The organism is Marinicrinis lubricantis, assembly GCF_042658665.1.
In the GTDB taxonomy this organism is placed as follows: Bacteria; Bacillota; Bacilli; order Paenibacillales; family KCTC-33676; genus Marinicrinis; species Marinicrinis lubricantis.
Genome location: NZ_JBHSQV010000173.1, coordinates 38,677 through 64,577, shown reverse-complemented (window position 1 = coordinate 64,577; position 25,901 = coordinate 38,677). Strand labels below are relative to the sequence as shown.

General features: G+C 45.2%; 42 protein-coding genes and 1 pseudogene. 2 read left to right on the top strand and 41 right to left on the bottom strand.

The features are described 5' to 3' along the window. Positions 1-268: 268 nt before the first annotated feature. Both ACFPXP_RS16295 and ACFPXP_RS16290 read right to left on the bottom strand, forming a co-directional pair. Positions 269-502, bottom strand: a complete 234-nt coding sequence (locus tag ACFPXP_RS16295; RefSeq protein WP_379895400.1) for a hypothetical protein — start codon at positions 500-502, stop codon at positions 269-271. Between the two features lie 182 nt (positions 503-684). Then, entirely contained in the window at positions 685-1,284 is a 600-nt protein-coding gene (locus ACFPXP_RS16290; protein WP_379895399.1) for a stage II sporulation protein M, read from the bottom strand. 128 nt (positions 1,285-1,412) lie between these two features. On the opposite strand from ACFPXP_RS16290, the gene pdaB reads away from it, so the two are divergent. Continuing rightward, complete coding sequence (pdaB, locus tag ACFPXP_RS16285; protein WP_379895398.1) at positions 1,413-2,186, top strand: polysaccharide deacetylase family sporulation protein PdaB; 774 nt, start codon at positions 1,413-1,415, stop codon at positions 2,184-2,186. A 162-nt stretch (positions 2,187-2,348) separates the two neighbouring features. Here pdaB and ACFPXP_RS16280 read toward each other — a convergent pair whose 3' ends face one another. Beyond that, positions 2,349-2,951: a KinB-signaling pathway activation protein gene (locus ACFPXP_RS16280; protein ID WP_379895397.1), complete on the bottom strand. Its 603-nt coding sequence runs from the start codon at positions 2,949-2,951 to the stop codon at positions 2,349-2,351. Positions 2,952-3,201: 250 nt separating this feature from the next. Between ACFPXP_RS16280 and gerD the strand changes: the two genes are divergently transcribed. After that, positions 3,202-3,846 (top strand): spore germination lipoprotein GerD, encoded by a 645-nt coding sequence (gene gerD / locus ACFPXP_RS16275; RefSeq protein ID WP_379895396.1) that lies wholly within the window; start codon positions 3,202-3,204, stop codon positions 3,844-3,846. A gap of 133 nt (positions 3,847-3,979) precedes the next feature. On the opposite strand, the gene ACFPXP_RS16270 is transcribed toward gerD, so the two are convergent. The 38 genes and pseudogenes from ACFPXP_RS16270 to rpsJ all read right to left on the bottom strand — a co-directional run bounded on the left by ACFPXP_RS16270 (position 3,980) and on the right by rpsJ (position 25,543). Beyond that, complete coding sequence (locus tag ACFPXP_RS16270; RefSeq protein WP_379895395.1) at positions 3,980-5,092, bottom strand: Mrp/NBP35 family ATP-binding protein; 1,113 nt, start codon at positions 5,090-5,092, stop codon at positions 3,980-3,982. Between the two features lie 47 nt (positions 5,093-5,139). Continuing rightward, a complete protein-coding gene (gene cwlD / locus ACFPXP_RS16265) occupies positions 5,140-5,889 on the bottom strand; it encodes an N-acetylmuramoyl-L-alanine amidase CwlD (RefSeq protein ID WP_379895394.1) in 750 nt (249 codons plus the stop codon). Positions 5,890-5,955: 66 nt separating this feature from the next. Beyond that, positions 5,956-7,131 carry a sulfate adenylyltransferase gene (sat, locus tag ACFPXP_RS16260; protein ID WP_379895393.1) on the bottom strand — a complete coding sequence of 392 codons (1,176 nt, stop codon included), beginning with the start codon at positions 7,129-7,131 and terminating at the stop codon, positions 5,956-5,958. A gap of 23 nt (positions 7,132-7,154) precedes the next feature. Further along, a complete protein-coding gene (locus tag ACFPXP_RS16255) occupies positions 7,155-7,847 on the bottom strand; it encodes a phosphoadenylyl-sulfate reductase (protein ID WP_379895391.1) in 693 nt (230 codons plus the stop codon). Positions 7,848-8,173: 326 nt separating this feature from the next. Next, positions 8,174-8,566: a 30S ribosomal protein S9 gene (gene rpsI / locus ACFPXP_RS16250; RefSeq protein WP_379895390.1), complete on the bottom strand. Its 393-nt coding sequence runs from the start codon at positions 8,564-8,566 to the stop codon at positions 8,174-8,176. Between the two features lie 19 nt (positions 8,567-8,585). Beyond that, complete coding sequence (gene rplM, locus ACFPXP_RS16245; protein WP_379895388.1) at positions 8,586-9,023, bottom strand: 50S ribosomal protein L13; 438 nt, start codon at positions 9,021-9,023, stop codon at positions 8,586-8,588. Positions 9,024-9,221: 198 nt separating this feature from the next. Next, on the bottom strand, positions 9,222-10,004 hold the full coding sequence (gene truA, locus ACFPXP_RS16240) for a tRNA pseudouridine(38-40) synthase TruA (RefSeq protein ID WP_379895387.1): 783 nt from the start codon (positions 10,002-10,004) through the stop codon (positions 9,222-9,224). A 284-nt stretch (positions 10,005-10,288) separates the two neighbouring features. Then, positions 10,289-10,654, bottom strand: coding sequence for a 50S ribosomal protein L17 (gene rplQ, locus ACFPXP_RS16235; RefSeq protein WP_379895385.1), 366 nt, complete (start codon positions 10,652-10,654; stop codon positions 10,289-10,291). Between the two features lie 39 nt (positions 10,655-10,693). Next, the gene (locus tag ACFPXP_RS16230) at positions 10,694-11,638 is read right to left on the bottom strand and encodes a DNA-directed RNA polymerase subunit alpha (RefSeq protein ID WP_379895384.1); all 945 of its coding nucleotides are present in this window, start codon (positions 11,636-11,638) and stop codon (positions 10,694-10,696) included. 130 nt (positions 11,639-11,768) lie between these two features. Then, complete coding sequence (rpsK, locus tag ACFPXP_RS16225; protein ID WP_379895383.1) at positions 11,769-12,167, bottom strand: 30S ribosomal protein S11; 399 nt, start codon at positions 12,165-12,167, stop codon at positions 11,769-11,771. Positions 12,168-12,183: 16 nt separating this feature from the next. Then, entirely contained in the window at positions 12,184-12,549 is a 366-nt protein-coding gene (gene rpsM, locus ACFPXP_RS16220; RefSeq protein WP_379895381.1) for a 30S ribosomal protein S13, read from the bottom strand. Positions 12,550-12,565: 16 nt separating this feature from the next. Next, complete coding sequence (rpmJ, locus tag ACFPXP_RS16215; protein WP_122906754.1) at positions 12,566-12,679, bottom strand: 50S ribosomal protein L36; 114 nt, start codon at positions 12,677-12,679, stop codon at positions 12,566-12,568. A gap of 79 nt (positions 12,680-12,758) precedes the next feature. Beyond that, positions 12,759-12,974 carry a translation initiation factor IF-1 gene (infA, locus tag ACFPXP_RS16210; protein ID WP_379895380.1) on the bottom strand — a complete coding sequence of 72 codons (216 nt, stop codon included), beginning with the start codon at positions 12,972-12,974 and terminating at the stop codon, positions 12,759-12,761. A 2-nt stretch (positions 12,975-12,976) separates the two neighbouring features. Continuing rightward, entirely contained in the window at positions 12,977-13,282 is a 306-nt protein-coding gene (locus tag ACFPXP_RS16205; RefSeq protein WP_379895379.1) for an RNA-binding protein, read from the bottom strand. Positions 13,283-13,298: 16 nt separating this feature from the next. Continuing rightward, positions 13,299-14,043: pseudogene (gene map / locus ACFPXP_RS16200) on the bottom strand (type I methionyl aminopeptidase). Between the two features lie 5 nt (positions 14,044-14,048). Next, positions 14,049-14,693 (bottom strand): adenylate kinase, encoded by a 645-nt coding sequence (locus ACFPXP_RS16195; protein WP_379895377.1) that lies wholly within the window; start codon positions 14,691-14,693, stop codon positions 14,049-14,051. Between the two features lie 158 nt (positions 14,694-14,851). Beyond that, positions 14,852-16,159, bottom strand: a complete 1,308-nt coding sequence (secY, locus tag ACFPXP_RS16190; RefSeq protein ID WP_379895376.1) for a preprotein translocase subunit SecY — start codon at positions 16,157-16,159, stop codon at positions 14,852-14,854. Then, a complete protein-coding gene (rplO, locus tag ACFPXP_RS16185; RefSeq protein ID WP_379895375.1) occupies positions 16,159-16,599 on the bottom strand; it encodes a 50S ribosomal protein L15 in 441 nt (146 codons plus the stop codon). Before rplO ends, secY begins: the two co-directional genes overlap by 1 nt. Positions 16,600-16,671: 72 nt before the next feature. Then, the gene (gene rpmD, locus ACFPXP_RS16180) at positions 16,672-16,851 is read right to left on the bottom strand and encodes a 50S ribosomal protein L30 (protein WP_379895374.1); all 180 of its coding nucleotides are present in this window, start codon (positions 16,849-16,851) and stop codon (positions 16,672-16,674) included. 12 nt (positions 16,852-16,863) lie between these two features. Continuing rightward, on the bottom strand, positions 16,864-17,361 hold the full coding sequence (gene rpsE, locus ACFPXP_RS16175; RefSeq protein WP_379895373.1) for a 30S ribosomal protein S5: 498 nt from the start codon (positions 17,359-17,361) through the stop codon (positions 16,864-16,866). Between the two features lie 26 nt (positions 17,362-17,387). Continuing rightward, entirely contained in the window at positions 17,388-17,756 is a 369-nt protein-coding gene (gene rplR / locus ACFPXP_RS16170; protein WP_379895372.1) for a 50S ribosomal protein L18, read from the bottom strand. A gap of 37 nt (positions 17,757-17,793) precedes the next feature. Next, positions 17,794-18,333 carry a 50S ribosomal protein L6 gene (gene rplF / locus ACFPXP_RS16165; protein ID WP_379895371.1) on the bottom strand — a complete coding sequence of 180 codons (540 nt, stop codon included), beginning with the start codon at positions 18,331-18,333 and terminating at the stop codon, positions 17,794-17,796. Positions 18,334-18,364: 31 nt separating this feature from the next. Then, positions 18,365-18,763, bottom strand: a complete 399-nt coding sequence (gene rpsH, locus ACFPXP_RS16160; protein ID WP_379895370.1) for a 30S ribosomal protein S8 — start codon at positions 18,761-18,763, stop codon at positions 18,365-18,367. 29 nt (positions 18,764-18,792) lie between these two features. Then, positions 18,793-18,978 carry a type Z 30S ribosomal protein S14 gene (locus tag ACFPXP_RS16155; RefSeq protein ID WP_379895369.1) on the bottom strand — a complete coding sequence of 62 codons (186 nt, stop codon included), beginning with the start codon at positions 18,976-18,978 and terminating at the stop codon, positions 18,793-18,795. Positions 18,979-18,997: 19 nt separating this feature from the next. Beyond that, positions 18,998-19,540, bottom strand: coding sequence for a 50S ribosomal protein L5 (gene rplE / locus ACFPXP_RS16150; protein ID WP_379895368.1), 543 nt, complete (start codon positions 19,538-19,540; stop codon positions 18,998-19,000). Between the two features lie 31 nt (positions 19,541-19,571). Further along, positions 19,572-19,922 (bottom strand): 50S ribosomal protein L24, encoded by a 351-nt coding sequence (rplX, locus tag ACFPXP_RS16145; RefSeq protein ID WP_379895367.1) that lies wholly within the window; start codon positions 19,920-19,922, stop codon positions 19,572-19,574. 69 nt (positions 19,923-19,991) lie between these two features. After that, positions 19,992-20,360, bottom strand: a complete 369-nt coding sequence (gene rplN / locus ACFPXP_RS16140; protein WP_379895366.1) for a 50S ribosomal protein L14 — start codon at positions 20,358-20,360, stop codon at positions 19,992-19,994. 33 nt (positions 20,361-20,393) lie between these two features. Further along, on the bottom strand, positions 20,394-20,657 hold the full coding sequence (gene rpsQ / locus ACFPXP_RS16135) for a 30S ribosomal protein S17 (protein WP_379895365.1): 264 nt from the start codon (positions 20,655-20,657) through the stop codon (positions 20,394-20,396). 62 nt (positions 20,658-20,719) lie between these two features. Then, on the bottom strand, positions 20,720-20,917 hold the full coding sequence (gene rpmC / locus ACFPXP_RS16130) for a 50S ribosomal protein L29 (RefSeq protein ID WP_379895363.1): 198 nt from the start codon (positions 20,915-20,917) through the stop codon (positions 20,720-20,722). Further along, positions 20,904-21,341, bottom strand: a complete 438-nt coding sequence (gene rplP / locus ACFPXP_RS16125) for a 50S ribosomal protein L16 (protein WP_379895362.1) — start codon at positions 21,339-21,341, stop codon at positions 20,904-20,906. The genes rpmC and rplP overlap by 14 nt, the downstream gene beginning before the upstream one ends. Positions 21,342-21,344: 3 nt before the next feature. Beyond that, a complete protein-coding gene (gene rpsC, locus ACFPXP_RS16120) occupies positions 21,345-22,007 on the bottom strand; it encodes a 30S ribosomal protein S3 (protein ID WP_379895361.1) in 663 nt (220 codons plus the stop codon). Positions 22,008-22,020: 13 nt separating this feature from the next. After that, positions 22,021-22,353 (bottom strand): 50S ribosomal protein L22, encoded by a 333-nt coding sequence (gene rplV, locus ACFPXP_RS16115; RefSeq protein WP_379895359.1) that lies wholly within the window; start codon positions 22,351-22,353, stop codon positions 22,021-22,023. A 40-nt stretch (positions 22,354-22,393) separates the two neighbouring features. Continuing rightward, complete coding sequence (gene rpsS, locus ACFPXP_RS16110) at positions 22,394-22,669, bottom strand: 30S ribosomal protein S19 (protein ID WP_379895358.1); 276 nt, start codon at positions 22,667-22,669, stop codon at positions 22,394-22,396. A 108-nt stretch (positions 22,670-22,777) separates the two neighbouring features. Next, positions 22,778-23,608 (bottom strand): 50S ribosomal protein L2, encoded by an 831-nt coding sequence (gene rplB / locus ACFPXP_RS16105; protein ID WP_379895357.1) that lies wholly within the window; start codon positions 23,606-23,608, stop codon positions 22,778-22,780. Positions 23,609-23,639: 31 nt separating this feature from the next. After that, positions 23,640-23,930 (bottom strand): 50S ribosomal protein L23, encoded by a 291-nt coding sequence (rplW, locus tag ACFPXP_RS16100; RefSeq protein ID WP_379895356.1) that lies wholly within the window; start codon positions 23,928-23,930, stop codon positions 23,640-23,642. After that, complete coding sequence (gene rplD, locus ACFPXP_RS16095) at positions 23,930-24,553, bottom strand: 50S ribosomal protein L4 (RefSeq protein ID WP_379895355.1); 624 nt, start codon at positions 24,551-24,553, stop codon at positions 23,930-23,932. Before rplD ends, rplW begins: the two co-directional genes overlap by 1 nt. Positions 24,554-24,569: 16 nt before the next feature. After that, the gene (gene rplC / locus ACFPXP_RS16090; RefSeq protein WP_379895354.1) at positions 24,570-25,199 is read right to left on the bottom strand and encodes a 50S ribosomal protein L3; all 630 of its coding nucleotides are present in this window, start codon (positions 25,197-25,199) and stop codon (positions 24,570-24,572) included. A 35-nt stretch (positions 25,200-25,234) separates the two neighbouring features. Next, positions 25,235-25,543, bottom strand: coding sequence for a 30S ribosomal protein S10 (gene rpsJ / locus ACFPXP_RS16085; protein ID WP_006212922.1), 309 nt, complete (start codon positions 25,541-25,543; stop codon positions 25,235-25,237). Positions 25,544-25,901: the final 358 nt, after the last annotated feature.

Below are 25,901 nucleotides of genomic sequence, written 5' to 3'. Positions count from 1 at the left end.
CGCTTCAGGAGTAATGTCCTTGAGGCGACTTTCATAATATATCACATCTCAGCATTTCTTTGCAAGCACTTATTTTTTCCAATTCAATCTATACCGAAATGACTCAGAAACATCATGCTTGATTTCAAGCTTTCACACTGCTCCAATCGGACAAGCCGTTTGAAGCGGCGAGTTATAATTTATCAAGATTTTTATCGATTGTCAAGTACTTTTTATAAAATAAAACTCTGCCCATACATGATGCGGTAAAGGCAGAGTTTCTGGCTTCTCAAGACTCATTCCAAGATTGGTAGTTAGGAGAGATTACATATTTGGCCAGTTCCTTTGGCGAAGCTAGACGTGCATACATTCTGAATATGACTTTATATCTGGAACTGATGGCAACCTTTATACTTTTATCAATTCGGTGATCATCTAAATCCAATAACATCTCGTCCATTTCTTTTCGAAGCAAGTAATCAAGTTCTTTGCATTCCTTCTCACTGAACAGAATCCCCAGCATTATTTCCGATAACCCCCTACTGACAGCTAATTCTCTAATGTTTGCAGAAACGACGGTCTTGTTCTCCTTTTTCAACTTTACAGTAATCGTGCGGCGAGACTCACCATTCTGTAATAGATAGACAGCTCGTTTTAATGTTATGCACCATTTTTTCAGTTTTTATTAACTGTGATGCAAACATTTTACAGTTCCATGATAAAGGGGGTTACGTAAGCCTCGATTACCGCCGCGATGAGAAGCAATATCACAAGGAGAGCACCTAAAGGAATGCTAACCCGAAACAAATCTGCCAGTGCTTTACCCTTTCCTTTGTTAAACAGCGCTGTTATCCCAGCGACCCCAAAACGAATACCGTATGCCGAAGCAAGCAAAATTGCCGGAATCTCGATCACGCCGTGAGGAACGATGCCTTTCAGGAATAAAGATAAAGCATCACCCGTCCCCGCTTCTGTTAGTTCATAGACATAGCCAATCATCATGCCGTTCAGTAAGGTGAATAAAATGGGGTAAATCCCAAGCAAAATACCTAAGTACACGACCATCACCGCTTTTACAGCATTATTGATGACGATCACCCCGAACAGGACATGCTCCGCGTTATCTGCTTGGCTGACCTCTTCGGCTAACTGTTTGATTTGTTCCAGCTGCGGCGTCAGCAGCTCGTGGAGATGCTCGTTAGTGGCACCGACCCAAAGCGCGGCAATAAAAAGAATGGTTACAGCCGCCAAGTATGTTTTCATCGTTTTCAGATCATCAATAAATGGAGTGATCCATCGCTTCATACATTCACTTCCTTACCTGTTTTTATGGTCATAACCTTGATGTACGAGCATATCATTCTTTATGAGGTTCGTTATTCCAGGCGGATTGTCTTCACACCCATTAACATTCAGAATAGGAGAGATTCACCTTGAACTTTTTTTTCGTCATCAACGGAACCCGTTTGAAGCAGATAATGATTATCCTTGTGGCCGCTCTGTTCGCTGCCGGTACCATTTATGCAAAAAAGGAAAGCATCTCAGTTTTTTCGACACAAGCACAAGCTCCTTCTGCAGTGTATCAAGTGGATACGAATAAAAAATGGATCGCTCTCACCTTTGATATCAGCTGGGGAGAAAAGAAAGTCGAGCCCATCCTGCAGGTCCTTAAAGATAAGGGAGTCAAGCACGCTACGTTTTTTCTGTCTTCCGTCTGGGCACAGGATCATCCCAACCTAGTGAAACAGATCCTTGATGCAGGTTACGAGATCGGAAGCCATGGCCATAAGCATGTCAGCTATAACACACTCGAGGATCAAGAAATTCGCAAACAAATTACGACTGCCCACAGCATTTTAAATAAAGTGACAGGGAAAGATCCAACTTTGCTTAGAGTTCCGAACGGAGAGTTCGATCAAAGAGTGCTGCAAATCGCGAGCAGTCTGAATTATACTGTAGTGCAGTGGGGAGTCGATTCGTTTGACTGGATGAAAAAAGATGCAAAGACGATTGTCAATAATGTCTTAACCAAAGCGAAAAAAGGAGACATCGTCCTCATGCATGCCAGTGATTCCGCAAAGCATACCCATGAAGCGCTGCCGATCATTATTGATAAGCTTAGGGATAAGGGGTTTGAGCTTGTCACCGTTTCACAGCTGATTTCCCAAGCGGATCTTAAGCACAATGAGGTTCAAGACAAACGCTAAAACCCCGTCCATTATGCTGATGTAAAAAACCGACCTTTATGCGAAGGTCGGTTTTCTTATGGCTCGTTAAAGTTGTATTCTCTGCTTAATCCCATCTATATTGATTTCCAACCAAGCCATCGATCCTTCATTGCTATGTAAATATCATGACCTCTCATCATCTTATTGATTGGGTGCAGCTGTCTGCTTTTTCAATACTTTATGAAGAATCAATATTTGCCATACATTACAGGCGGTGATTGGTACCATCATATTCAATGTGGAGTCCAAATTATTCTCCCTAATGGCCGGTATGCCTTCAAGTACGGTAACGACGAAAATAAAAAACACGGTCGGTGTAAAAGCGGTGGGGTTGGTCATTTTCACTTTCATGATCGCGGTCAAAACAGCGACGACGGCCATAATGACAGGCAAAATGGTGTAATAACCCAATCCTTCACTCTCATCCCCGAAGAAATAATGCCGTAAAGCGATCAGATCTACAAAAACGACGATGACGAAAATCCATTGAACAACTCTCCACGTTAATTTAGACATCATGCCTTGGGCTATATAATTTACTGTCAAATAAGAGAAGAAACCCATCTGGCTTAACACACTATACGTTAGACCCATTAAGATCCCGAGCAAAAAAACATAAATATCATTCCACTCCAGGTGAGGATCGATGATCTGTACAATGAGGTTGGTTATAACCGAAGCTCCCGCTCCGACAGCCAGTGTGGTCCAAAATAAATAAAACCACTTCTTCAGATTCAAGTTCACACAGTCCTTTCCAACGTTCATGCTTCCGTTTCATTTTATCATTCAACCAACAGCGTATGTCCTTATGACATAAAGATCAAGTTAACATTCCTTGAACAATGTACATTGTACCAACGTTATCAATAAAAAGCTAACGAATCACATGATATTTCCGTGTACTTTTTACAATAATAAGTACAACTCATTTTCACTTTTTCTACCCTAATCATCTGCTTACGATGTAAGAAACATACGAAGGGAGTACCTGATCATGAATTCGCGTATGTTACGTATGCTGCCGCTGCTTCTTTTGGTTCCTTTGATCCTGTCTTCCTGCGGTTCCGACCAAGGCGGGGGCGGTATGACCAGCTACAAAGAGATGAAATCGATGGTTGTCGATATTTTAAAGACAGAAGACGGGCAAAAGGCGATCGAGGAAGCCACGAAGAAGAAGGAACAAAGCCAGGAGTCGCAAGCCATGCAGCTGCTTTCGACAGGTCAAGGTCAGCAGATAAAAGTTGCTGTCAAAGAAGTCTTGACTGATCCTCAATTTTCAAAGACGCTGCAAACGATGATGACCGATCCCAAGTTTGCCGGTGAATTCGCAAAGGCCGTACAAAAAGAAAACGAGCAAATTCATAAATCACTGATGAAGGATCCGGAATATCAAACGCTGATGCTTCAGGTAATGAAGGATCCGGAATATGAGAAAATGCTGATGGATGTCATGAAGGGAAAGCAGTATCGGCAGCAGATGATGACCGTTATGCAGGAAGCGCTCAAGAGTCCAATCTTTCGGCTTGAGCTGATGGATATGATGAAGAAGGTGCTGGAGGAAGAAAGCAAACCGAAAGAAGAAGGACAGCAAAGCGGGGGTGGCGGTGGCGGCTCTGGCGGCTCTGGTGGTGGAAGTTAACCACGAGTCGCCCCCATACCCCATATACCAGTTAAACTTGCCATCGACGAATAGAGTAAGATGTTGATGAAAGAAAAACCGCAATCGGCACTCCTAAGACGCCGTTGCGGTTTTATTCTATAGATGACTTTCTTTAGTTCTGCTGCAGTAATTCAATGACCCGCTTAGCCGTATCCGTGTACATTTGGCCAATGGGATCATCTTCTTTATAAACGGATGGGGAATAGTTGCGTTCCGTCGGTAAGTTGTCCGGAGCGCGCAATGGAATCTGAGCTAGAAGCTCCGTATGAAGCTCTTGCGCCAATTTTCCTCCTCCGCCTCTGCCAAATACGAACTCCTTCTCACCGCAATGGGCACATTCGTAATACGCCATATTCTCCACGACGCCTAAAATTTCATGTTCCGTGTGGCGGGCCATGGCACCTGCGCGTGCCGCGACAAAGGCTGCCGTCGCATGCGGCGTGGTTACGATAATCTCTTTGCTGTGTGGAATCATCTGATGTACATCCAGTGCAATGTCTCCTGTTCCCGGAGGTAAATCCAACAGCATAATATCGATCTCGCCCCATTCAATTTCGGCGAAGAAATTGCGGAGCATTTTGCCAAGCATCGGTCCTCTCCAAATGACAGGTGAATTGTCTTCAACGAAAAATCCCATCGAAATCACCTTGACCCCATGCTTCTCGACTGGAATCACTTTCTCATTCTCAATCGCGGGACGTTCCTCAATTCCCATCATGTCGGGAATGCTGAAGCCATAAATATCCGCGTCAATAATACCGACTTTCTTTCCCAGCCGAGCTAGTGCAGTTGCGAGATTGACGGTGACCGTCGACTTTCCGACTCCACCCTTTCCGCTGGCAACGGCAATAAACTGCGTTTTTGATTCCGGTGAAGCCAAATGGGAATATTCCGCAGCTGCCGGCTGAGGTCTCGAGGTATTCGTAGCCTCTTTTTCTTGTTTGTTCAAGGTCCCGTATTTCTCGATTTGCTCCGATTCAAATTCGTTCATTGCTCTAAACCGAATATGTATCTCCGAAGCACCCAATCGCTCTAAATAATTATGGACCTGCTGCTCAATCGTCGGCTTTAATGGATCATCGGAAGAGGTTAAGATAACCGTCAAAGATATCGCCTGTTCTTTAACCATGATATCGCGTACAAACCCAAGCTCAACGAGACTTTTTTTCATCTTTGGTTCTTGTATTGGGAAGAGAGCTTCTAAAATCTGCTCTTTGGTTACCACCTTTGCTGCACCCCCTTTTTTTCCATTATAGCACATCTGTTTTGTTGTTAGGGTGTACTTGCGGACTGGCTCGAAGCAAACTTCAAAATGCCTTGGTAAATGGCCGCCGACACTTTCTTTTGATAATTAGGATCGTCCAGAAGAGCTGCTTCCTGTGGATTGGACAAGAAGCCTGCCTCCACAATGGCGCCCGGCAGATCCAAAGCTTTTAACAAGTACTTGCCATCCGCTGTATTGGCTTCTCTCGTTGTATTCTGTAAATTTTCCTTGATGGCGTTTTGAATCATGACGGCCAGCTCTTTGCCGCCTGTATTGGAGGAATGGTAGAAGGTTTGCGCGCCGCTCCATTTGGGTGACTCGATACTGTTCAAATGAATGCTCACGTATAAATCGGCTTCGTGCTTCTGGATAAACTCGACCCTGCGGTGAAGATCTTGTGTTTTCCGGCTGCCCCTGTTGTCCTCATCAGCCAAATCAGTGTCAGACTCCCTTGTCATATATACAACTGCTCCGGCTTCCTGCAAATAATCCCGAAGCGACATAGCAATCGCTAAATTAATATGCTCCTCGTAAGTGCCATCCGCGCTAACCGCACCGCCGTCTTTCCCACCATGCCCTGGATCGAGAACAATAACTTTACCGGACAGCGGCAAACTCCAATGTGACCACGTATCCGCCGTCGGCAGCTTGTAGGTAAATACTGCGATGACGAAAGCAGCCATCGCCAGTGTAAGGAAGATTTTCTTTCTGCTTGCTACAGGAATCCAAATAACTAGTCTTTTTTTTCTGCCAAACATAAAACACACCCCGTTCCATTAGACTCATACATCTATATGGGACAGGGTGTGTTTTTATGACAGATGTTATGATCTGCTCGTAACTTGTTCCTTCATGCCTTCGATCAGAATTTCAGCGACTTCTGGACGAGAAAACTGAGGAGGCGGGCAAATGCCGTTGCGCAGCATTTCGCGAACCTTCGTACCTGACAAGTGCAGGTGGTCTTCTTTGCCATGCGGACAAGTTTTGCTCGAAGCCATATTGCCGCATTTTTGGCAGAAGAAGCTATGTTCAAAGAACATAGGGGTAATACCCAGCTCTTCTGGAGTAAAATTGCTGAAGATCTCTTGAGCCTCATAAGTACCGTAGTAATCGCCTACACCGGCATGATCGCGGCCGACGATAAAGTGGGTGCAACCATAATTTTTGCGCACCATGGCATGGAAGATCGCTTCCCGGGGTCCAGCATATCTCATGGCTGCAGGGAACACGCCAAGGAATACCCGATCTTGAGGATAGTATCCCGCCAGCAGTGCCTTGTAGCTTCTCATCCGAACATCGGCAGGCACGTCATCTGATTTCGTCTCACCCACAAGCGGATTCAGGAACAGGGCGTCTACTGTTTCCATTGCGCATTTTTGAATGTATTCATGTGCACGGTGTACTGGATTCCGTGTTTGGAAGCCAACGACCGTTTTCCAGCCGCGTTCTTTAAACAAATGTCGAGTTTGTGCAGGGTCAAAATAATATTCCTGAAAACGATCCGGCTGCGGACGTTTCAATACATGTACGGGTCCCCCAACGTAAATGTTGGAGTAGCTGTACAGCTTTGCGACACCTGGATGTGCGATCTCATCTGTTTTATATACGTGGATCGCTTCCTTCTCATGATCCACCTCATAAATGCTTTCCACATCGATTACGCCGTAAATTTGGCCATCTTCTTTACCTACAAGCGCTGCAGATTCACCGATTTTCAGCTGCTTGGATACGGCAGCGTCTACGGGCAGCGTAATGGGTATGCTCCATACCGTCCCATCCGCTAATCTCATCGATTCTACGACCGAATGATAATCCGCAGGATTCATAAATCCTTGAAGCGGTGAAAACGCGCCCACACCGATAAGATCCAGATCGGAAATGCTTCTTTTCTCCAATCGGATTTGGGGCAGGGCTTCAGCTTTCCGAATCCACTCCGCTTGCAAATGATCCGGTACGAGTCTTTGAATCAGCGTACCTCCATGTGGTGCAATATTTGTCACGAAAAAAACCTCCCCTAATTTGATTATTTATGCAATCCGCACTCTGTCTTTTCTGTTCCCGACCAACGACCCGCTCTTGGATCCTCACCAGGCATAACAGGACGCGTGCAATAAGAGCAGCCGATACTTGGGTAGTTTTGATCATGCAAAGGATTGTAGATGATTTCATGCTCGCGAATATAATTCCATACATCATCGGAAGTCCAGCTCGCTAATGGATTGAATTTCACGAGTCCGAATTTTACGTCATACTCCACTTTTTTGGCGTTTGCACGAGTAGGAGCCTGATCTCTTCGGATACCGGTAATCCATGCATCATATTGTGACAATGTTTTGATGAGAGGCTGTACTTTACGGATGTCGCAGCATGCATTCGGGTCACGTTTCCACAGCTCATCACCGTATTGTTCTGCCTGCTTCTCTGGGGTCATATCCGTTTTGGCTTGAATGAAATTCAGTCCGTATTTCTGCTCCATTTTGTCACGGGTTTCGTATGTCTCTTGGAAATGGAAATCTGTATCAATGTAAAAAATGTCTGTCTTCGGACTGATCTTTTGCAGCATATCCACGATTACTACATCTTCGGCACCAAAACTGCAGGCGAATGTAATGTTCGGGAAAGTTTCTACGGCCCAAGCAAGAAGCGCTTCAGGCGATTCATTCTCAAAACGTTCCGCACCCTCTGCGATCAGCTTTTCTTTCTCGATTAAGTTCATTTCGCAACCTCCAGATTAAATCCTAGTATTTTCATATGAATAATGACTTTAGTATACATTATAGTTTGAGTTTCTGACACGGTCAACCACTTTTAGGAATTCCTTTCATCCCCTCTTTGGGCGGTCTTATAGGCTCTTCACTACCCTATTCAGTTTATAACCGTATGGTGAACAATCGAAGCGGATTTGGGCTGAAATTGAAAAGTGCAGTTATGGTATGATATGAGGAAGGTTCATTTGAAAACGCGGCAAATCTTCTAATCACGCAAAAAAAAGGCCCTTTGAACAGATTCTCTGCTGCAAAGGGCCTTCTGTATAGAAAAATATTAACGTTTGGAGAATTGTGGTGCACGACGAGCTGCTTTTAAGCCGTATTTCTTACGCTCTTTCATCCGTGGGTCACGAGTCAAGAAGCCAGCTCTTTTCAAAGAGGTGCGAAGTTCAGGATCAGCTTTCAACAGCGCACGGGAAATTCCGTGACGGATTGCTCCCGCTTGTCCTGTATATCCGCCGCCATGTGTGTTAACCAAAACATCATAACGTCCAATGGTTTCAGTTAATGCCAATGGCTGTTTAACAATCAGCTTTAAAGTTTCTAATCCAAAATATTGATCAATATCACGCTTGTTGATGACAATGCGTCCTTCTCCAGGTACGAGACGAACACGAGCAACCGCGTGCTTACGACGACCAGTTCCGTAGTATTGTACTTGTGCCACGTGAGTTACCTCCCTTTAATTAACCGCGCAGTTCCCAAACTTGGGGATTTTGTGCTTGATGTGGATGCTCCGAACCAGCATATACTTTCAATCTCGTTTTCATTGCATTGCCTTGACGAGTTTTTGGAAGCATGCCGTGAATTGCAAGCTCCATCATTTTTTCTGGTCTCTTTTGAAGCATTTCTCTTGCCGTGCTTGTTTTCAATCCGCCTGGATGTCCGGAATGACGATAGTATTTCTTGTCATCCAATTTCTTACCGGTGAGTACAATTTTCTCCGCATTGATGACAATTACGAAGTCCCCTGTATCTACGTGAGGTGTAAATTGAGGCTTATGTTTACCTCTAATGATAGTTGCCACTTCACTTGCAAGGCGGCCTAAAGTCTTTCCTTCTGCGTCAACGATGTACCATTTGCGTTCTACTTCGTTGGGCTTCGCCATATATGTGGTACGCATCGAAATATCCTCCTCTTGGTTCTAACCAATCTATGGTCACGTTTCAATGTTTCATGTTGAGTTTCAGTTGTTAATGTTCAAGTAAGTCAGGTCTTGCTTCATTACAAATCAAGATTCATTGGTGGTTTCGCAGCTCGGGGCCGTGGGAAGCCAGCTATGAAACACCAACAAATATAATACTATATAACTATACAGAGATCAAGTAGGAAATTGCAGATTGTCATACTCTACCTGCCATAAAAACAAACCTTCGGGCGGAGCCGTCGGCCCGGCAAGATGCCTATTCTTCGCTTGGAGAATCGCCTGTACTTCTTCGGCTTTCTTCCGTCCGCGTCCCACCATAAGCAGCGTACCGACAATGATGCGTACCATATTGTATAAAAAGCCGTTCCCCGATACTTTCACGACCAGCTGAGGAAGCAAACCTGGCCCGTGCAGCGGGTGCGGCTCCAGCACACAATCAACCGAATACAAAGTCCGAACATGCGAGCTTTTAGTGGACTTAAGAGAGCAGAATGAGCTGAAATCATGCTCTCCCAGCAGCATCTGTGCCGCTTCCTGCATCTCATTCACATTCAAGTGCCCGGGATGATGATGTGCTAGACCTTCAGTGAATACGCTGCGCTTCCGATCTCTTTCGATATAGTAGTGGTATGTCTTTCGAACCGCATGCTTGCGAGCGTTAAAATTGAACGGCGCTTCAACAGCTGCGATAACAGCAATGTCTCGCGGGAGAACCGTATTCATCGCAATCGGCCAACGCTCCGCCGGAATATTCGATTCGGTATAGAAATTTATAACCTGCCCAATGGCATGCACACCGGCATCCGTACGCCCTGAAGCGATAATGTGACAGCTCTCGCCTGTTACTTTTTGAACGGCATTCATCAACATCTGCTGTACCGTATCTACTCCGGGCTGAATCTGAAAGCCGCTGTAATGGGTTCCGTCGTAGCTGACAGTCATCGCGATATTCCGCATGGCGTGATACCTTCCCCCCAAACAAGAAAAACTTCAAAAGAAGTCTCCAAGGCTGACTGATCGCCTTATACATGTTGTTCACGTATAAAGATAGCTCTCGTTGCTTTCGTTCTTAGTCGAATGTTTAGCATTTCCTTCATCTTCACAGAAATAAGTCCTGCAGATGAAACAAAAAAAGGGCTTCATCAGAACCCATAGATTCTGTCCACCCTTTCAGATGCGGTTTAAAAAGATTCGGCACAAGGTGCCGGTCTTTTTAAACAACCACTTTTTTTGCTGGAACCTTACGCTTGGTCAACCAGTTCCAAATAAACCATAGGCGCGGAATCTCCGCGGCGAGGTCCAAGCTTCATGATCCGCGTGTATCCACCCGGACGCTCCGCATAACGCGCAGCTAAATCGGTGAACAGCTTCTGGATTGCATCCTTTTCCCCGTCCACAGTCTCGCGACGAACGAAAGCAGCCACTTGACGGCGTGCATGAAGATCGCCACGCTTCGCAAGAGTAATCAGCTTCTCAGCGATAGAGCGAACTTCTTTCGCTTTTGCTTCTGTCGTCTCAATACGCTCATATAGGAATAAGTCGGTTACCAGGTCACGGAACAATGCCTTCCGAGCGCTGGAGTTACGACCCAACTTTTGGTATGCCATGTGTTTCCCCTCCTTCTCGGTCGTTTATACCATGCTGTCTTATTCTTCTTTACGCAGACCTAAGTTTAGTTCTTCGAGTTTTTCTTGTACTTCTTCCAAAGATTTTCGACCCAGGTTGCGCACTTTCATCATGTCTTCTTCAGACTTGGTGATCAGTTCTTGAACGGTATTGATACCGGCTCTCTTCAGGCAGTTATAGGAGCGAACAGAAAGGTCAAGCTCCTCGATCGTCATCTCGAGCACTTTTTCCTTTTTGTCTTCTTCTTTCTCTACCATGATTTCCGCTTCTTGGGCTTCATCCGTCAAGCTGACAAACAGCATGAGATGCTCTGTTAAAATCTTCGCACCTAAGCTTACAGCTTCTTCAGGCTTGATGCTTCCATCGGTCCATACTTCGAGGGTCAGCTTATCGTAGTTGGTTACTTGACCGACGCGCGTATTTTCAACGCTGTAATTCACGCGAGAGATAGGCGTATAGATAGAGTCGACCGGAATTACGCCAATCAGTTGATCTTCCCGCTTGTTCCGATCTGCGAGAACGAATCCTCTACCTCTGTTCGCCGTAATTCTCATGTGAAGACGCGCATCCGAAGAGAGTGTTGCAATGTGAAGATCCGGATTTAGAATTTCCACATCACTGTCCGCACGGATATCTCCGGCTTTAATATCACCTTCGCCGTCAGCGTCGATCTCCAGCACCTTTTCCTCGTCGGAATGAATTTTCAACGATAGCTTTTTGAGGTTGAGGATGATTTCTGTAACGTCTTCCAGAACACCTGGAATCGTAGAGAACTCATGAAGCACACCATCGATTTGAACCGAGGTGACCGCAGCACCAGGCAAGGAAGAAAGCAGAATACGGCGCAGAGAGTTACCCAGCGTCGTACCGTATCCCCGTTCAAGCGGCTCTACTACGAATTTACCGTACGTGCTTTCTTCATTGGTTTCTACGGTTTCAATCTTCGGTTTTTCGATTTCTATCATTAATATGAACCCTCCTTACAAACGTCGTTCCTCTGGATCATTCAAATTTCGCCCAAATGATGTAGTATGCCTATCATTGACTACATTATTCACAAGTCAAAGATAATTATACTACATTGTCGATTATGAATTAAACACGACGACGTTTTGGCGGACGGCAGCCGTTATGCGGAATCGGAGTTACGTCTTTAATCATGCTAACTTCCAATCCAGCGGCTTGCAGAGAACGAATCGCAGCTTCGCGACCTGCACCAGGGCCTTTAACCATAACCTCAACAGATTTCATGCCGTGATCGATCGCTGTTTTTGCAGCCGATTCAGCAGCCATTTGCGCAGCAAACGGTGTGCTTTTCTTGGAGCCTTTGAAGCCCAGGTTACCGGAGCTAGCCCAAGAGATGGCATTTCCGTGAGGATCCGTAATCGTAACGATCGTATTGTTGAACGTGGAGCGGATATGCGCTACACCGGATTCAATATTTTTACGGTCACGACGTTTGGTACGAGAAACTTTATTTTTCGGTTTAGCCATTGATCATTATCCCTCCTTATTTCTTCTTGTTCGCTACCGTACGGCGAGGGCCTTTACGGGTCCGTGCATTGGTTTTGGATCTTTGACCGCGAACTGGAAGTCCACGGCGGTGACGAAGACCGCGGTAAGAGCCGATCTCAACGAGTCGCTTAATATTTAACGCGATTTCGCGTCGAAGGTCCCCTTCCACTTTCATCTTGTCAATTGCTTCACGAAGCTTGCTTACTTCGTCTTCTGTTAAGTCACGAACACGAGTATCCGCGCTAATACCTGTTGTACTTAAAATTTTCTGAGATGTGGAAAGGCCGATACCAAAAATATAAGTTAAAGCTACCTCCACACGCTTATCACGAGGCAAGTCTACACCAGCAATACGTGCCATTCGTTCTTACACCCCCTTAGCCTTGTTTTTGTTTATGTTTCGGATTTTCGCAAATTACCATCACATTGCCTCTGCGGCGAATGACTTTGCATTTTTCGCAAATCGGTTTGACAGATGGTCTCACCTTCATGTGTATTACCTCCTAAGTCACGAGCGAAGCATTCGCTCGAATTGCTTAACCTGTTATGCGCCAAGCCGTTTCCCTCTGATTACTTTCTATAAGTGATTCTGCCTCTCGTCAAGTCGTACGGGGACAACTGAATGACCACTTTGTCTCCTGTCAGGATCCGAATAAAGTGCATTCTGAGTTTACCTGAAACATGAGCCAAAATTTGATGGCCATTTTCAAGTTCCACCTTAAACATGGCGTTTGGCAGAGGTTCGATTACCGTACCTTCAACTTCAATGACATCTTCTTTAGACACAGTCATTCTCCTTTCTGTGCATCGATCTGCTCGTTGACAAAACGATTGATGACGAAACGAAGTTTTCCGTTTGTTACTCGACCGGTCTCATTGATGCTCTGGGTCACTTCCGGACTGATCTCATCCAGAACCTCAAGGTGCATCACATTCTTTTTCTTCGGCTGGTCAAACTTCCGTTTGTCCCCATCCGCGATTAGAACGAACCGATCATCCACTTTTCCGATCATCACGGCAATTTTGCCTTGATCCCGGCCGCGAATGATTCTTACGAGCTGCCCAATCTTCGGAATACTACTGCTATCATCCACGAATACCACCCAAACCTTATATTTTGGTTAAGATTACATATCCTTTGGGAGTCATGGCAATCGTATGCTCGAATAGAGCACAAGTTTTGCCATGTACTGTAACAACGGCCCAGCCATCGCTTGACGTCCTTACATGACGCTCTCCCATATTCACCATCGGTTCGATAGCGAGCACCATTCCCGCTTAACCGGGGACTCCGATCCGACAAGCCGAATTACGACTTTTTCGGTTCTTCATGCAAGTCTGCACCATTTCATCTTTAGGCATACTTTCGAATAACCGAAAAACTGGCATGTTAAGCAGCCTGCTGAATCGCGTGGGAGATCGTGTAAAGACGTATATCCGGTTCCGCAAACTCGAGATCCGCATTGAGCGATTGTTCCGTCACCTGAAGCAGCCTCTCCATAAATGGAGAAACGTTTCCTACCGGATAGGTCCATGCCGAATCACCATGATCCCCTTCGTACTTCGCACCAATAACTATACTGATCATGTTGCCACAGGCCAAAACCCGGTCGCCCGGTATGCCATGAACGAGCTTATCATTTACCGATACACACTTATTACCGGCAAAGCCTTCTTTTCTTATAAAGGAAAGAACGGCTTCTTGACTGCGAATAGTTTCTTCAGCAATTCGATCCAATTCTTTGGTTGTAATCCCTGGTTTCACCGCTTCTTTGATAAAGCGATGGGTTTCGGCAACAATACGGCCTGCTTCACGCATCAGGTTCAATTCAACCTCGGATTTGCAGATGATCATTCCGTTTAGCCCCGCAGCAAAGCAGCGATCTCGCTCTTTACTTCCTCGATTTCCTGTTCTCCGTTCACTTCACGAAGAAGTGCTTTATCTGCATAATACTGCAGAAGTGGAGCAGTTTTATTCATATATTCATCGAGACGGGTTCCGACTTTTTCTTCGGTATCATCGGAGCGTTGATACAGTTCCCCAGAACATTTATCACATACGCCTTCCGTCTTCGGCGGGTTGAACATCACATGATAGGTGGCACCGCAGCTTTTGCAGATACGGCGTCCAGTCAATCTCGCGAGCAAAAAGCTCCGATCAACCTTCAAATTAATCACGTGTGTCAATGATTTGCCTAGTTCGGAGAGCATGGTTTCTAACGCGTCGGCTTGTGCAATCGTTCTTGGAAAGCCGTCTAGCAGAAAACCTTTATCGCAATCTGGCAATGCCAAACGTTCTTTCACAATCCCGTTGGTGATTTCATCCGGAACAAGCAGACCTTGGTCTACAAACTCTTTGGCTTTTTTGCCAAGTGCCGTTCCTTCTTTCATCGCTAAACGGAATGCGTCACCGGTAGAGATATGAGGAATACCAAATTCCTTCACAATAAATTCTGCCTGGGTGCCTTTTCCGGCCCCGGGAGGGCCCATAAACACGATATTCAAGTGATAACCTCCCAGAATGTTTTCCCCTGGTTTCCCCGTTTCTCCCCGAGGTACGCCTTGAGAAAACAAGCAGTCACATGCTCTTGCTTAACAGAACAATAGGAACCGATGGATACCGCAAACAGCGCATCATCCACCAGAACCTAACCCTGTAGCTGTTAATTATTGATAAACCCTTTGTAATGGCGTTTAATGAGCTGGCTTTCGATTTGTTTCATCGTTTCTAAAGCAACCCCGACTACGATCAATAGCGAAGTTCCGCCGATCGTTACAGTCTGCGGCAGATCTGCCAAATTGCCGAAGAATACCGGAATGATCGAAATCAAAGCCAAGAACAATGCACCGCTCAGTGTAATCCGATTGAGTACACGAGTGAGGTAGGTGCTGGTTGCTTTTCCTGGACGGATTCCTGGAATATAGCCACCGTTCTTTTTCATTTGATCAGCCATTTGCACCGGATTAATTTGTACGAAGGTATAGAAATACGTAAATCCAATGATCAGAATTACGTAGAGAACCATACCAAGCGGTTCTTGATAAGTTAGATTGCCGATAATCCAATCTGCCCATCCTTGACCTTGCCAGAACGAAGCAATCGTCGCAGGGAAGAACAGTAAGGAAATCGCAAAGATAACCGGGATAACCCCTGCAGCATTCACTTTCAAAGGAATGTGCGTGGACTGGCCGCCGTACATCTTGCGTCCAACTACACGTTTTGTATACTGAACTGGGATTTTGCGAATCCCTTGCTGAACGAAGATAACACCCACGATGATTACGACGATCGCAACCACGATGATGACGGCTTTGATGATGTTGAAGAACAACTGATCTCTAGCCTCTCCGGTAAACAAAGTCGTATATAATTGGTTGATGGCCGTTGGGAAAGCAGCTACGATACCAGCAAAGATCAGAATCGAAATCCCATTTCCGATCCCCTTCTCGGTAATCTGCTCACCAAGCCACATGAGAAATGCGGTACCAGCCGTAAGTACGATCGCGATTAATGTATACGTCGCAAAGCCTGGGTCTAATACCATGTCATAGTTGTATAAGCGATTGAAGCCGATGGCTAAACCGTAAGCTTGAACTAAACCTAATACAATCGTACCGTAACGGGTAAACTGTGTCAGCTTCTTTCTCCCGTTTTCCCCCTCTTTTGCCCATTCGGCAAATTTCGGGATGACATCCATGGAAAGCAGCTGGACAATAATCGAGGCCGTAATATATGGGATAATCCCCATCGCAAAGATGGAGAAATTATTCAATGCTCCACCAGAGAAGGTGTTGAGCAACCCAAAAATGTCACCTTGCTGTGAACGATCGTAGTTTCTCAAAAAATCAACATCGATGTTAGGAACCGGAATAAAAGACCCGACCCGGTAAATTAACAACGCCAGTAAAGTGAACAATATTTTGCTTCGAAGGTCCGCTACTTTCATAATGTTGGAAAGGGTCTTAAACATTAGATCACCTCGGATTTACCGCCGGCAGCTTCAATTTTCTCAACTGCAGATTGAGAGAACTTGTTTGCTTTCACGGTCAGTTTCACGTTCAGTTCACCGTTACCCAATACTTTGATACCGTCTTTCGCGTTTTTCACTACACCGGACTCAAGTAAAGTCTCAGGAGTTACTTCTGTACCTTCAGCGAAACGGTTCAAATCGCTCAGATTTACGATCGCATATTCTGTGCGATGAATGTTCGTAAATCCGCGTTTAGGCAGTCGACGGTAGATTGGGTTTTGTCCCCCTTCGAAACCTGGACGAACGCCACCGCCGGAGCGTGCGTTTTGACCTTTATGTCCTTTTCCTGCAGTCTTTCCGTTACCGGAGCCGATTCCCCGTCCGATACGCTTGCGCTCTTTACGGGAACCAGGAGCTGGAGTTAACTCATGGAGTTTCATCGTTGCACCTCCTTTAAGATTAAGCATTAATTTCTCTAAAGCAGAACGATCTTCCTGCTTTGTTTAAGCTTTTTACACTTCTTTTACTTCTACCAAATGGCTGACCTTGTTAATCATCCCGCGGATGGCTGCATTGTCTTCCTGCACTACGGTAGAGTTGAGCTTACCGAGACCTAAAGTCTTAACCGTTACTCTTTGGTCTTGAGGACGTCCAATTAAGCTCCGTTTGAGGGTAATTTGTAATTTAGCCACAACGTTCCCCTCCTAACCTAAGATTTCTTCCACAGTTTTTCCGCGAAGTTTAGCAACCTCTTCAACGGTTTTCAGACGGCTCAAGCCTTCCAATGTTGCATTTACCATATTCATGGAGTTAGAAGAACCGAGCGATTTCGTCAAAATATCACCTACGCCTGCAAGCTCAAGTACGGCACGTACAGGGCCACCGGCAATAACTCCAGTACCTTCGGATGCTGGCTTCAGCAGCACACGACCGGCGCCGAAATGTCCAATCACTTGGTGAGGAATGGTAGTTCCTACGAACGGAACTTTGATCATGTTTTTCTTCGCGTCTTCGATACCCTTGCGGATCGCATCAGGTACTTCCGATGCTTTACCGATTCCTGCGCCAACATGTCCTTTTCCGTCACCGACAACGACCAATGCGCTGAAGCTGAAACGGCGTCCGCCTTTTACGACTTTAGCAACACGGTTGATATGAACTACTTTTTCAGTCAGTTCTAATGTATTTGGATCGATGCGCAACTTACTAACCTCCTTATTCGTTTTGTTTAGAATTCAAGTCCTGCTTCGCGAGCTGCATCAGCGAGTGCTTGAACTCTTCCGTGATACAAATATCCGCCACGATCGAAAACGACTTGTTTAATTCCTTTATCTAAAGCTCTTTTTGCAACCAATTCTCCAACTTTACGAGCGGACTCAACGTTACCGCCGTTTTTCACTTCACCGCTTAAACCTTTATCCACAGTCGATGCAGATACGATAGTAACCCCTTGGGTATCATCGATGATTTGAGCGTAGATGTGCTTCGAAGAACGGAAAATATTCAAACGCGGACGAGCAGTCGTTCCGCTGATTTTTTTACGGACACGCAGGTGTCTTTTCAAACGCGCTTTGTTTTTATCGCCTTTGGAAATCACGAGGAAGTCACTCCTTTCTCAAGCAGACTTTAACTTATTACTTCTTACCGGATTTACCCTCTTTACGGATAATGCGTTCGCCTTCGTATTTGATACCTTTCCCTTTATAAGGTTCTGGTTCACGAACAGAGCGAATTTTTGCGGCATATGCGCCGACACGTTCTTTATCAATACCTTTAACGATGATCTTGGTATTGGAAGGTACTTCGAATTCAATACCGGATTCCGGCTCAATTTCCACAGGATGAGAATATCCTACGTTCAGAACGACTTTCTTGCCGCTGAGCTGAGCACGGTATCCAACCCCAACTAATTCAAGGGATTTAGCGAACCCTTCGGTTACCCCATTGACCATATTGGCAATGACACTGCGGGTAGTACCATGCAGGGATCTATGCAATTTATTATCTGAAGGACGAGTCACAACAATCTCATTTTCTTCTACAGATACTTCAATTTCTCTGTGCAGTTCACGAGAAAGTGTTCCTTTAGGTCCTTTAACAGTAATCGTTGTATTATCCAGTTTAACGTCAACACCGCTAGGAATAGCGATCGGTTTGCGACCTACGCGAGACATCGTTGCACCTCCTGTCAATTAAGCGTTCGAATTACCATACGTAGCAGATAACTTCTCCACCGGCTTTTGCTTGACGAGCTTCCTTATCCGTCATTACGCCTTGGGAAGTAGAAAGGATGGCGATACCAAGACCACCAAGTACCTTTGGAAGTTCTGTGCTTTTCACATAAACGCGCAGTCCAGGCTTACTGATTTTTTTCAGGCCTGTAATGACACGCTCATTGTTTTGACCGTATTTCAAGAAGATACGGATCAAGCCTTGCTTGTTGTCATCGATATATTCAGCGTCACGGATGAAACCTTCGCGCTTCAAAATCTCAGCAATTTGCTTTTTGATTTTGGATGAAGGGATCTCGACGGTTTCATGACGAACGGTATTCGCATTACGAATGCGTGTCAGCATATCTGCAATTGGATCAGACATTACCATAGTTCAAACCTCCTTCCCGAGTCGGGTCATTACCAGCTTGCTTTTTTAACGCCAGGAATTTGTCCTTTATAAGCCAGTTCTCTAAAACAGATTCTGCAAATTTTAAATTTGCGCAATACAGAGTGCGGACGACCGCAGCGCTCGCAGCGAGTGTATGCGCGAACTTCGAACTTCGGTTTACGTTGCTGTTTCACTTTCATCGAAGTTTTTGCCACTTTGCTTTACACCTCCAAATTATTTCGCAAATGGCATCCCTAATTGCGCAAGTAACTCACGGGATTCTTCGTCCGTCTTCGCCGTAGTTACAATAACGATGTCCATTCCGCGAACTTTATCGATTTGATCATATTCCATTTCAGGGAAGATGAGCTGTTCTTTCAGACCAAGCGTATAGTTACCACGTCCGTCAAACGCTTTGTTGGAAACACCGCGGAAGTCACGTACACGTGGAAGTGCAACGTTGAACAACTTGTCTAAAAAGTGATACATACGATCACCGCGAAGGGTTACTTTCACCCCAATTGGCATTCCTTCACGAAGCTTAAATCCAGCAATGGATTTCTTCGCTTTCGTGATGACAGGCTTTTGACCTGAAATCGTAGTCATGTCTTGAACCGCATTGTCCAAAACTTTGGAGTTTTGAACCGCTTCGCCCATACCCATGTTAATAACAACTTTCTCAATTTTCGGAACCTGCATCACTGTGGAGTAATTGAATTTTTGAATTAACGCAGGTGTAATTTCGTTTAGATAACGGTCTTTCATTCTAGCACCCATTAGCTAAATAACCTCCTTTCCGCTGCAACCATTAGTCGATGATTTCGCCAGATTTTTTAGCAACTCGAACTTTTTTGCCGTTGTCCAATACTTTGTAACCTACACGAGTAGGTTGGCCGCTCTTCGGATCAACAAGCATGACGTTCGAAACGTGAATCGGCGCCTCTTGCGTAATAATTCCGCCTTGAGGATTTTGTTGAGATGGACGAGCATGTTTTTTAACCATGTTCACACCTTCAACGAGAACCCTGTTTTGACGAGGATATGCCGCAATGATGCGTCCTTTTTTGCCTTTATCTTTACCCGTAATCACCATTACGGTATCTTCCTTTTTCACGTGCAGCTTATTGCCCGCTGATTCAAGCTTCTTTTGCTTTGCCATGGATTGTACACCTCCTACGTGCATTCCTTTGACGCTTTATGATCAAAGTGCCTTTGGCTTTCCGTTCAATTACAGTACTTCCGGTGCCAGGGAGACGATTTTCATAAAGTCTCTGTCACGCAGTTCGCGCGCGACTGGTCCGAAGATACGAGTCCCACGAGGGGTTTTATCTTCTTTAACAATAACCGCTGCGTTCTCATCAAACGCGATGTAAGATCCGTCCTTACGGCGAGTTGTACGCTTTGTACGAACGATAACCGCTTTTACGACGTCTCCCTTTTTGACAACGCCGCCTGGTGTTGCTTGTTTTACGGAGCATACGATGATGTCACCGATATGGCCTACGCGACGTCCAGTACCGCCCAAAACGCGAATACACATCAATTCTTTCGCACCGGAGTTGTCAGCAGCCTTCAATCGTGTAAAAGGTTGAATCACTTGTGTTCCCTCCTTCCGGATGTTCCTATGAAATTAAACGATAACCGCTTTTTCCACTACTTCAACCAATCTCCAACGCTTATCTTTGGAAATGGGACGAGTTTCCATAATCCGTACTGTATCACCAATTTTAGCTGTGTTGTTTTCATCATGAGCCTTGAATTTCTTGGTGTATTTAATACGTTTATGATATAGAGGATGTTTTTTGTAAGTTTCAACAGCTACAACGATGGTTTTTTCCATTTTGTCGCTGACTACACGTCCTACTTGTACTCTGCGTTCATTGCGTTCGCTCACGGAATTTCCTCCTTCCTGCATGGATCCTTAAATCTTGCTTCTATTTCATCTGCTTCATCCGATTAGCTAATTCCTAATTCTCTTTCACGAAGTACCGTTTTTGCTTTCGCAATAGACTTGCGAACATCGCGAATTCGAGCAGGATTATCTAATTGACCGGTTGCCGATTGAAAGCGAAGGTTAAACAACTCTTCTTTGAAAGAAGCAATTTTTTGTTCAATCTCTGCAGTGGTTAAGTTGCGAAATTCAGTTGCTTTCATTGACTTCACCACCCAATTCCTCTCGTTTTACAAACTTCGTTTTAATTGGAAGCTTGTGCGCTGCAAGTCTCATCGCTTCACGTGCGACTTCCTCGCTGACACCCGCCAACTCAAACAAAATTTTGCCTGGTTTTACGACTGCTACCCATTTTTCCACGTTACCTTTACCGGAACCCATCCGCACTTCAAGAGGCTTTTGAGTGATCGGCTTGGAAGGGAAAATTTTAATCCAAACTTTACCGCCCCGTTTAATATAACGAGTCATCGCAATACGCGCTGCTTCGATCTGACGGTTGGTGATCCAGGAAGGCTCGAGCGCCTGAAGACCGTATTCACCAAAAGCGACTTCAGTACCGCCTTTTGCACGACCTTTCATATTACCGCGATGCTCTTTGCGGTGTTTAACGCGTTTTGGTACTAACATCGTTTAGTTTCCTCCTTCCTGTTCCGCCTTTTTCTTAGAGGTCGGAAGAACTTCTCCACGGTAAATCCAAACTTTTACACCGATACGTCCATAAGTTGTATGAGCTTCTGCTGTTCCATAATCGATGTCTGCACGAAGTGTGTGAAGTGGAACCGTACCTTCGCTGTAACCTTCGCTTCTAGCGATCTCAGCGCCGCCAAGACGTCCGCTTACCATCGTTTTGATACCTTTTACGCCTGCGCGCATCGATCTTTGGATCGCTTGTTTCATCGCTCTACGGAACGAAACACGACGCTCAAGCTGCTGTGCAATACTTTCTGCAACAAGTGTTGCATCCCATTCCGGATTTTTCACTTCCGCAATGTTGATATGCACTTTTTTGTTTGTCATTTTCGCGAGATATACGCGGATATTTTCAACTTCTGCTCCGCCTTTACCGATAACCATCCCAGGCTTCGCTGTATGGATCGTTACGTTTACGCGATTGGCCGCACGCTCGATTTCAATTCGAGAAACGGCGGAATCTTTAAGTTTATTTTTCAGGTACTCACGGATTTTCACGTCCTCGATCAGTAAAGTACCGAATTCTTTATCAGCATACCATTTGGACTCCCAATCACGAATTACTCCGATTCTGAGGCCCACTGGGCTAACCTTTTGACCCACACGTCATCCCTCCTTATTTTTCAGATACCACTACAGTGATGTGGCTGGTACGTTTGTTAATCCGGCTGGCACGACCCATCGCGCGCGGACGAAATCTCTTCATAATTGGACCCGGATTCACGTATACTTCACTAATCACAAGATTGTTCGGATCTAAAGAATAGTTATGCTCTGCGTTTGCTATAGCGGAATTGAGCAACTTCTCAACTACAGGAGAAGCAGCTTTAGGTGTATGGCGCAGAATGGAAACCGCTTCGCCAACCGCTTTACCGCGAATCAAATCGATAACCAATTTGACTTTACGAGGAGCAATGCGAACATATTTAGCATGTGCTTTTGCTTGCACGAGAAACCCTCCTCTCAATGCCTTGAGTGTTTAACTATCATTATCTTCTGGTTTTACGGTCTTCGTCCGTATGACCTTTGTACGTACGAGTTGGTGCGAATTCACCCAACTTGTGGCCTACCATATCCTCGGATACGTATACTGGAACGTGCTTGCGTCCATCATATACTGCGAAGGTATGACCTACAAATTGAGGGAAGATGGTGGAACGACGAGACCAAGTTTTGATCACTTGCTTTTTGTTCGGATCCATTGCTTCAACTTTTTTCAACAGATAACCATCTACGAATGGTCCTTTTTTCAAGCTGCGGCCCATAGATTGATCCTCCCTTCATTCTTTATCCCTCTTTAGGCTGCACACAGCATATGGTTGCTGCGATTCATGCCTAATGGGCACCGTATATTAACATTTCCGAATCTATTATTACTTCGTACGACGACGAATAATAAGGCTGTCGGAAGCTTTTCCTTTTTTGCGGGTTTTGTAACCAAGTGTTGGTTTACCCCAAGGAGACATCGGAGATTTACGTCCGATTGGCGAACGGCCTTCACCACCACCGTGTGGGTGATCGTTAGGGTTCATTACCGATCCGCGAACGGTAGGACGATTGCCCAACCAGCGATTGCGTCCGGCTTTACCGATATTGATCAATTCGTGGTCTTCGTTACCAACGGAACCGATCGTTGCACGGCACTCTTTTAAAATTCTTCTCATTTCACCGGAGGCTAAACGAATCGATACGTATTTTTCTTCTTTACCGAGAAGCTGAGCTTCTGTACCGGCAGCACGCACCAATTGTCCGCCTTTACCAGGCTTGAGTTCGATATTGTGAATCACAGTACCTACTGGAATGTTTTCAAGCGGCAATGCATTGCCCACTTTAATGTCGGCGTCTGCACCGGACATGATGTTCATTCCCACTTTTAATCCTTTAGGAGCTAGGATGTAACGTTTTTCTCCATCCGCATAGTTGATCAACGCAATGTTCGCGGAACGGTTTGGATCGTATTCGATCGTAGCAACGGTGCCTGGAATTCCGTCTTTCGTACGTTTGAAGTCAATCATACGATATTTACGCTTATGTCCACCGCCATGGTGACGAGTCGTAATTTTACCTTGGTTGTTGCGTCCTGCTTTTTTAGAAAGCGGAGCAAGCAAAGATTTCTCGGGCGTCGAAGTCGTAATTTCTTCGAAAGTCGAAGCCGTCATATTACGGCGACTTGGAGTCGTCGGTTTAAAACCTCTGATTGGCACGTAGGTTCCCTCCTTCTTTTACAATGTGGAATTATACAGTTTCAAAGAATTCTAGTGGATTGCTATCCTCGGTCAGCTGTACGTAAGCTTTCTTCCACTCGGAAGTATAACCGGAATGACGACCATAACGTTTCGGCTTCGCAGGCATTCTCAACGTGTTGACTTTCTTTACTTTCACTTTGAAAATTTGCTCTACCGCTTGTTTAATCTCGGTCTTCGAGGCTTTCATATCCACTTCGAAGGTATACTTCAGCTGCGCCATCATATCACTCGTACGCTCAGTGATGATTGGACGTTTGATAATATCGCGAGGGTCTTTCATTACGCAAGCACCTCCTCTACCTTATCGACCGCTTCTTTCGTAATGATCAATTTATCGTAATTCAACACATCAAGCACGTTGATTCCTTCAGCTGTTACGAACTTCACGCCGGGAATGTTGCGTGCGGATAGATAAACATTGTCTTCGAAATTAGCCGTTACGATTAATGCTTTGCGTTCAACCTTCAGGTTGTTCAAAATTTCAGCAAATTGCTTCGTTTTAGGCTGTTCCATCACCAATTGATCCAGCACGACAATTTCGTTATCGATCACTTTCGAAGAAAGTGCAGATCTCACTGCTAAACGGCGAACCTTCTTAGGAAGCTTATAGCTGTAGCTTCTTGGAGTAGGTCCAAATACCGTTCCGCCGCCAACCCATTGTGGTGCACGGATACTACCTTGACGTGCACGACCTGTTCCTTTTTGTTTCCACGGCTTGCGTCCACCGCCGCGAACTTCGGAACGTCCTTTAACTTTATGCGTACCTGCACGCAGAGACGCTTGTTGCATTACAACTGCATCATGAAGCACATGTTTGTTTGGTTCGATCCCGAATACGATATCGGAAAGCTCAACCTCGCCTACTTGTGCGCCGCTCACATTATATAAAGCTACTTTAGGCATCGTTTATCCTCCTTTCTTATCCTTGTTTTTTAATCGCAGAGTTGATGTTTACGTAGCTGTTTTTAGGACCTGGAATGGATCCTTTCACAAGAATAACGTTACGTTCACTATCGACTTTAACCACTTGCAGATTTTGCAGGGTTACTGTTTCAACACCCATGTGTCCTGGAAGAACTTTTCCTTTGAATACACGGTTTGCTGCGATCGATCCCATCGAACCTGGTCCACGATGATAGCGGGAACCATGGCTCATAGGTCCTCTGGACTGCTTATTTCTTCTGATCGTACCTTGGAACCCTTTACCCTTAGAAGTTCCTGTTACATCAACAAACTCGCCTTCTGCGAAGATGTCTGCTTTCAGCTCTTGACCCACTTCGTACTCATCCAAGTTCACATTGCGAATCTCTCTAATGTAGCGCTTAGGCGTTACACCGGCTTTCTTCGCGTGACCTTGCTCAGGCTTATTCGCATTCTTTTCTTTTTTATCACCAAAACCGATTTGGATGGCATTGTATCCATCATTCTCTACATCCTTCTTTTGAAGAACGACGCAAGGACCGGCTTCAATTACGGTTACTGGGATTACAATACCTTCTGGCGTAAACACCTGAGTCATTCCCAGTTTTTTTCCTAAGATACCTTTCATCTTCGTCCACACCTCTTTTCTTTCAAAGAATCAGATTACAATTTAATTTCAATGTCCACACCGGACGGCAAATCCAAACGCATCAAAGCATCAACTGTTTGCGGCGTCGGATTCACGATATCGATCAAGCGTTTATGTGTACGCATTTCGAATTGCTCGCGAGAATCTTTGTACTTATGCACCGCACGTAGAATCGTAATGATTTGTTTTTCCGTAGGAAGCGGAATTGGACCAGAAACACCTGCACCGGAACGTTTTGCTGTTTCCACGATTTTCTCTGCAGATTGATCCAAAACTCTGTGATCATAAGCCTTCAAACGGATGCGAATTTTTTGTTTTGCCATACTGTCCCCTCCTTCTATCGCCCAAATTTTATTCGGACATACTCCGTGAGAATATCCTGACTCCCCGCTATGGCAAAGGGGCCGGGTGTGTCAGCAACCTCTCACATCATCGCAAAGTCACAGACCAACGTTCACTATTATAATACATAGGCGTATTGAATGCAAGAAAAACATTGCATACTTTTCAGTTCTGTTGTGATGACATCCGAACGACAGCTGCTTTGCTAGCAACTGCCGGTTAACTTTGTCTATTGTATAAGATAATGGCCTTGCAAAACAACCACTAAAATCATCCATTCACTATAAGCAAAAAGGCGATCTCCGAATATCGGAGACCGCCTCGTATATCTTCTATTTA

Excerpts from the sequence above, each read along its gene's own strand:
- ACFPXP_RS16295 (WP_379895400.1), bottom strand. The coding sequence starts at position 502 with ATGCTGGGGATTCTGTTCAGTGAGAAGGAATGCAAAGAACTTGATTAC.
- ACFPXP_RS16290 (WP_379895399.1), bottom strand. The coding sequence starts at position 1,284 with ATGAAGCGATGGATCACTCCATTTATTGATGATCTGAAAACGATGAAA.
- gerD (WP_379895396.1), top strand. The coding sequence starts at position 3,202 with ATGAATTCGCGTATGTTACGTATGCTGCCGCTGCTTCTTTTGGTTCCT.
- cwlD (WP_379895394.1), bottom strand. The coding sequence starts at position 5,889 with ATGTTTGGCAGAAAAAAAAGACTAGTTATTTGGATTCCTGTAGCAAGC.
- ACFPXP_RS16255 (WP_379895391.1), bottom strand. The coding sequence starts at position 7,847 with ATGAACTTAATCGAGAAAGAAAAGCTGATCGCAGAGGGTGCGGAACGT.
- rplM (WP_379895388.1), bottom strand. The coding sequence starts at position 9,023 with ATGCGTACCACATATATGGCGAAGCCCAACGAAGTAGAACGCAAATGG.
- truA (WP_379895387.1), bottom strand. The coding sequence starts at position 10,004 with ATGCGGAATATCGCGATGACTGTCAGCTACGACGGAACCCATTACAGC.
- rplQ (WP_379895385.1), bottom strand. The coding sequence starts at position 10,654 with ATGGCATACCAAAAGTTGGGTCGTAACTCCAGCGCTCGGAAGGCATTG.
- ACFPXP_RS16230 (WP_379895384.1), bottom strand. The coding sequence starts at position 11,638 with ATGATAGAAATCGAAAAACCGAAGATTGAAACCGTAGAAACCAATGAA.
- rpsK (WP_379895383.1), bottom strand. The coding sequence starts at position 12,167 with ATGGCTAAACCGAAAAATAAAGTTTCTCGTACCAAACGTCGTGACCGT.
- rpsM (WP_379895381.1), bottom strand. The coding sequence starts at position 12,549 with ATGGCACGTATTGCTGGTGTAGACTTGCCTCGTGATAAGCGTGTGGAG.
- rpmJ (WP_122906754.1), bottom strand. The coding sequence starts at position 12,679 with ATGAAGGTGAGACCATCTGTCAAACCGATTTGCGAAAAATGCAAAGTC.
- secY (WP_379895376.1), bottom strand. The coding sequence starts at position 16,159 with ATGTTTAAGACCCTTTCCAACATTATGAAAGTAGCGGACCTTCGAAGC.
- rplO (WP_379895375.1), bottom strand. The coding sequence starts at position 16,599 with ATGAAACTCCATGAGTTAACTCCAGCTCCTGGTTCCCGTAAAGAGCGC.
- rplF (WP_379895371.1), bottom strand. The coding sequence starts at position 18,333 with ATGTCTCGCGTAGGTCGCAAACCGATCGCTATTCCTAGCGGTGTTGAC.
- rpsH (WP_379895370.1), bottom strand. The coding sequence starts at position 18,763 with ATGGTAATGTCTGATCCAATTGCAGATATGCTGACACGCATTCGTAAT.
- rplE (WP_379895368.1), bottom strand. The coding sequence starts at position 19,540 with ATGGGTGCTAGAATGAAAGACCGTTATCTAAACGAAATTACACCTGCG.
- rplX (WP_379895367.1), bottom strand. The coding sequence starts at position 19,922 with ATGGCAAAGCAAAAGAAGCTTGAATCAGCGGGCAATAAGCTGCACGTG.
- rpmC (WP_379895363.1), bottom strand. The coding sequence starts at position 20,917 with ATGAAAGCAACTGAATTTCGCAACTTAACCACTGCAGAGATTGAACAA.
- rplP (WP_379895362.1), bottom strand. The coding sequence starts at position 21,341 with ATGTTAGTACCAAAACGCGTTAAACACCGCAAAGAGCATCGCGGTAAT.
- rpsS (WP_379895358.1), bottom strand. The coding sequence starts at position 22,669 with ATGGGCCGCAGCTTGAAAAAAGGACCATTCGTAGATGGTTATCTGTTG.
- rplW (WP_379895356.1), bottom strand. The coding sequence starts at position 23,930 with ATGAAAGACCCTCGCGATATTATCAAACGTCCAATCATCACTGAGCGT.
- rplD (WP_379895355.1), bottom strand. The coding sequence starts at position 24,553 with ATGCCTAAAGTAGCTTTATATAATGTGAGCGGCGCACAAGTAGGCGAG.
- rplC (WP_379895354.1), bottom strand. The coding sequence starts at position 25,199 with ATGAAAGGTATCTTAGGAAAAAAACTGGGAATGACTCAGGTGTTTACG.
- rpsJ (WP_006212922.1), bottom strand. The coding sequence starts at position 25,543 with ATGGCAAAACAAAAAATTCGCATCCGTTTGAAGGCTTATGATCACAGA.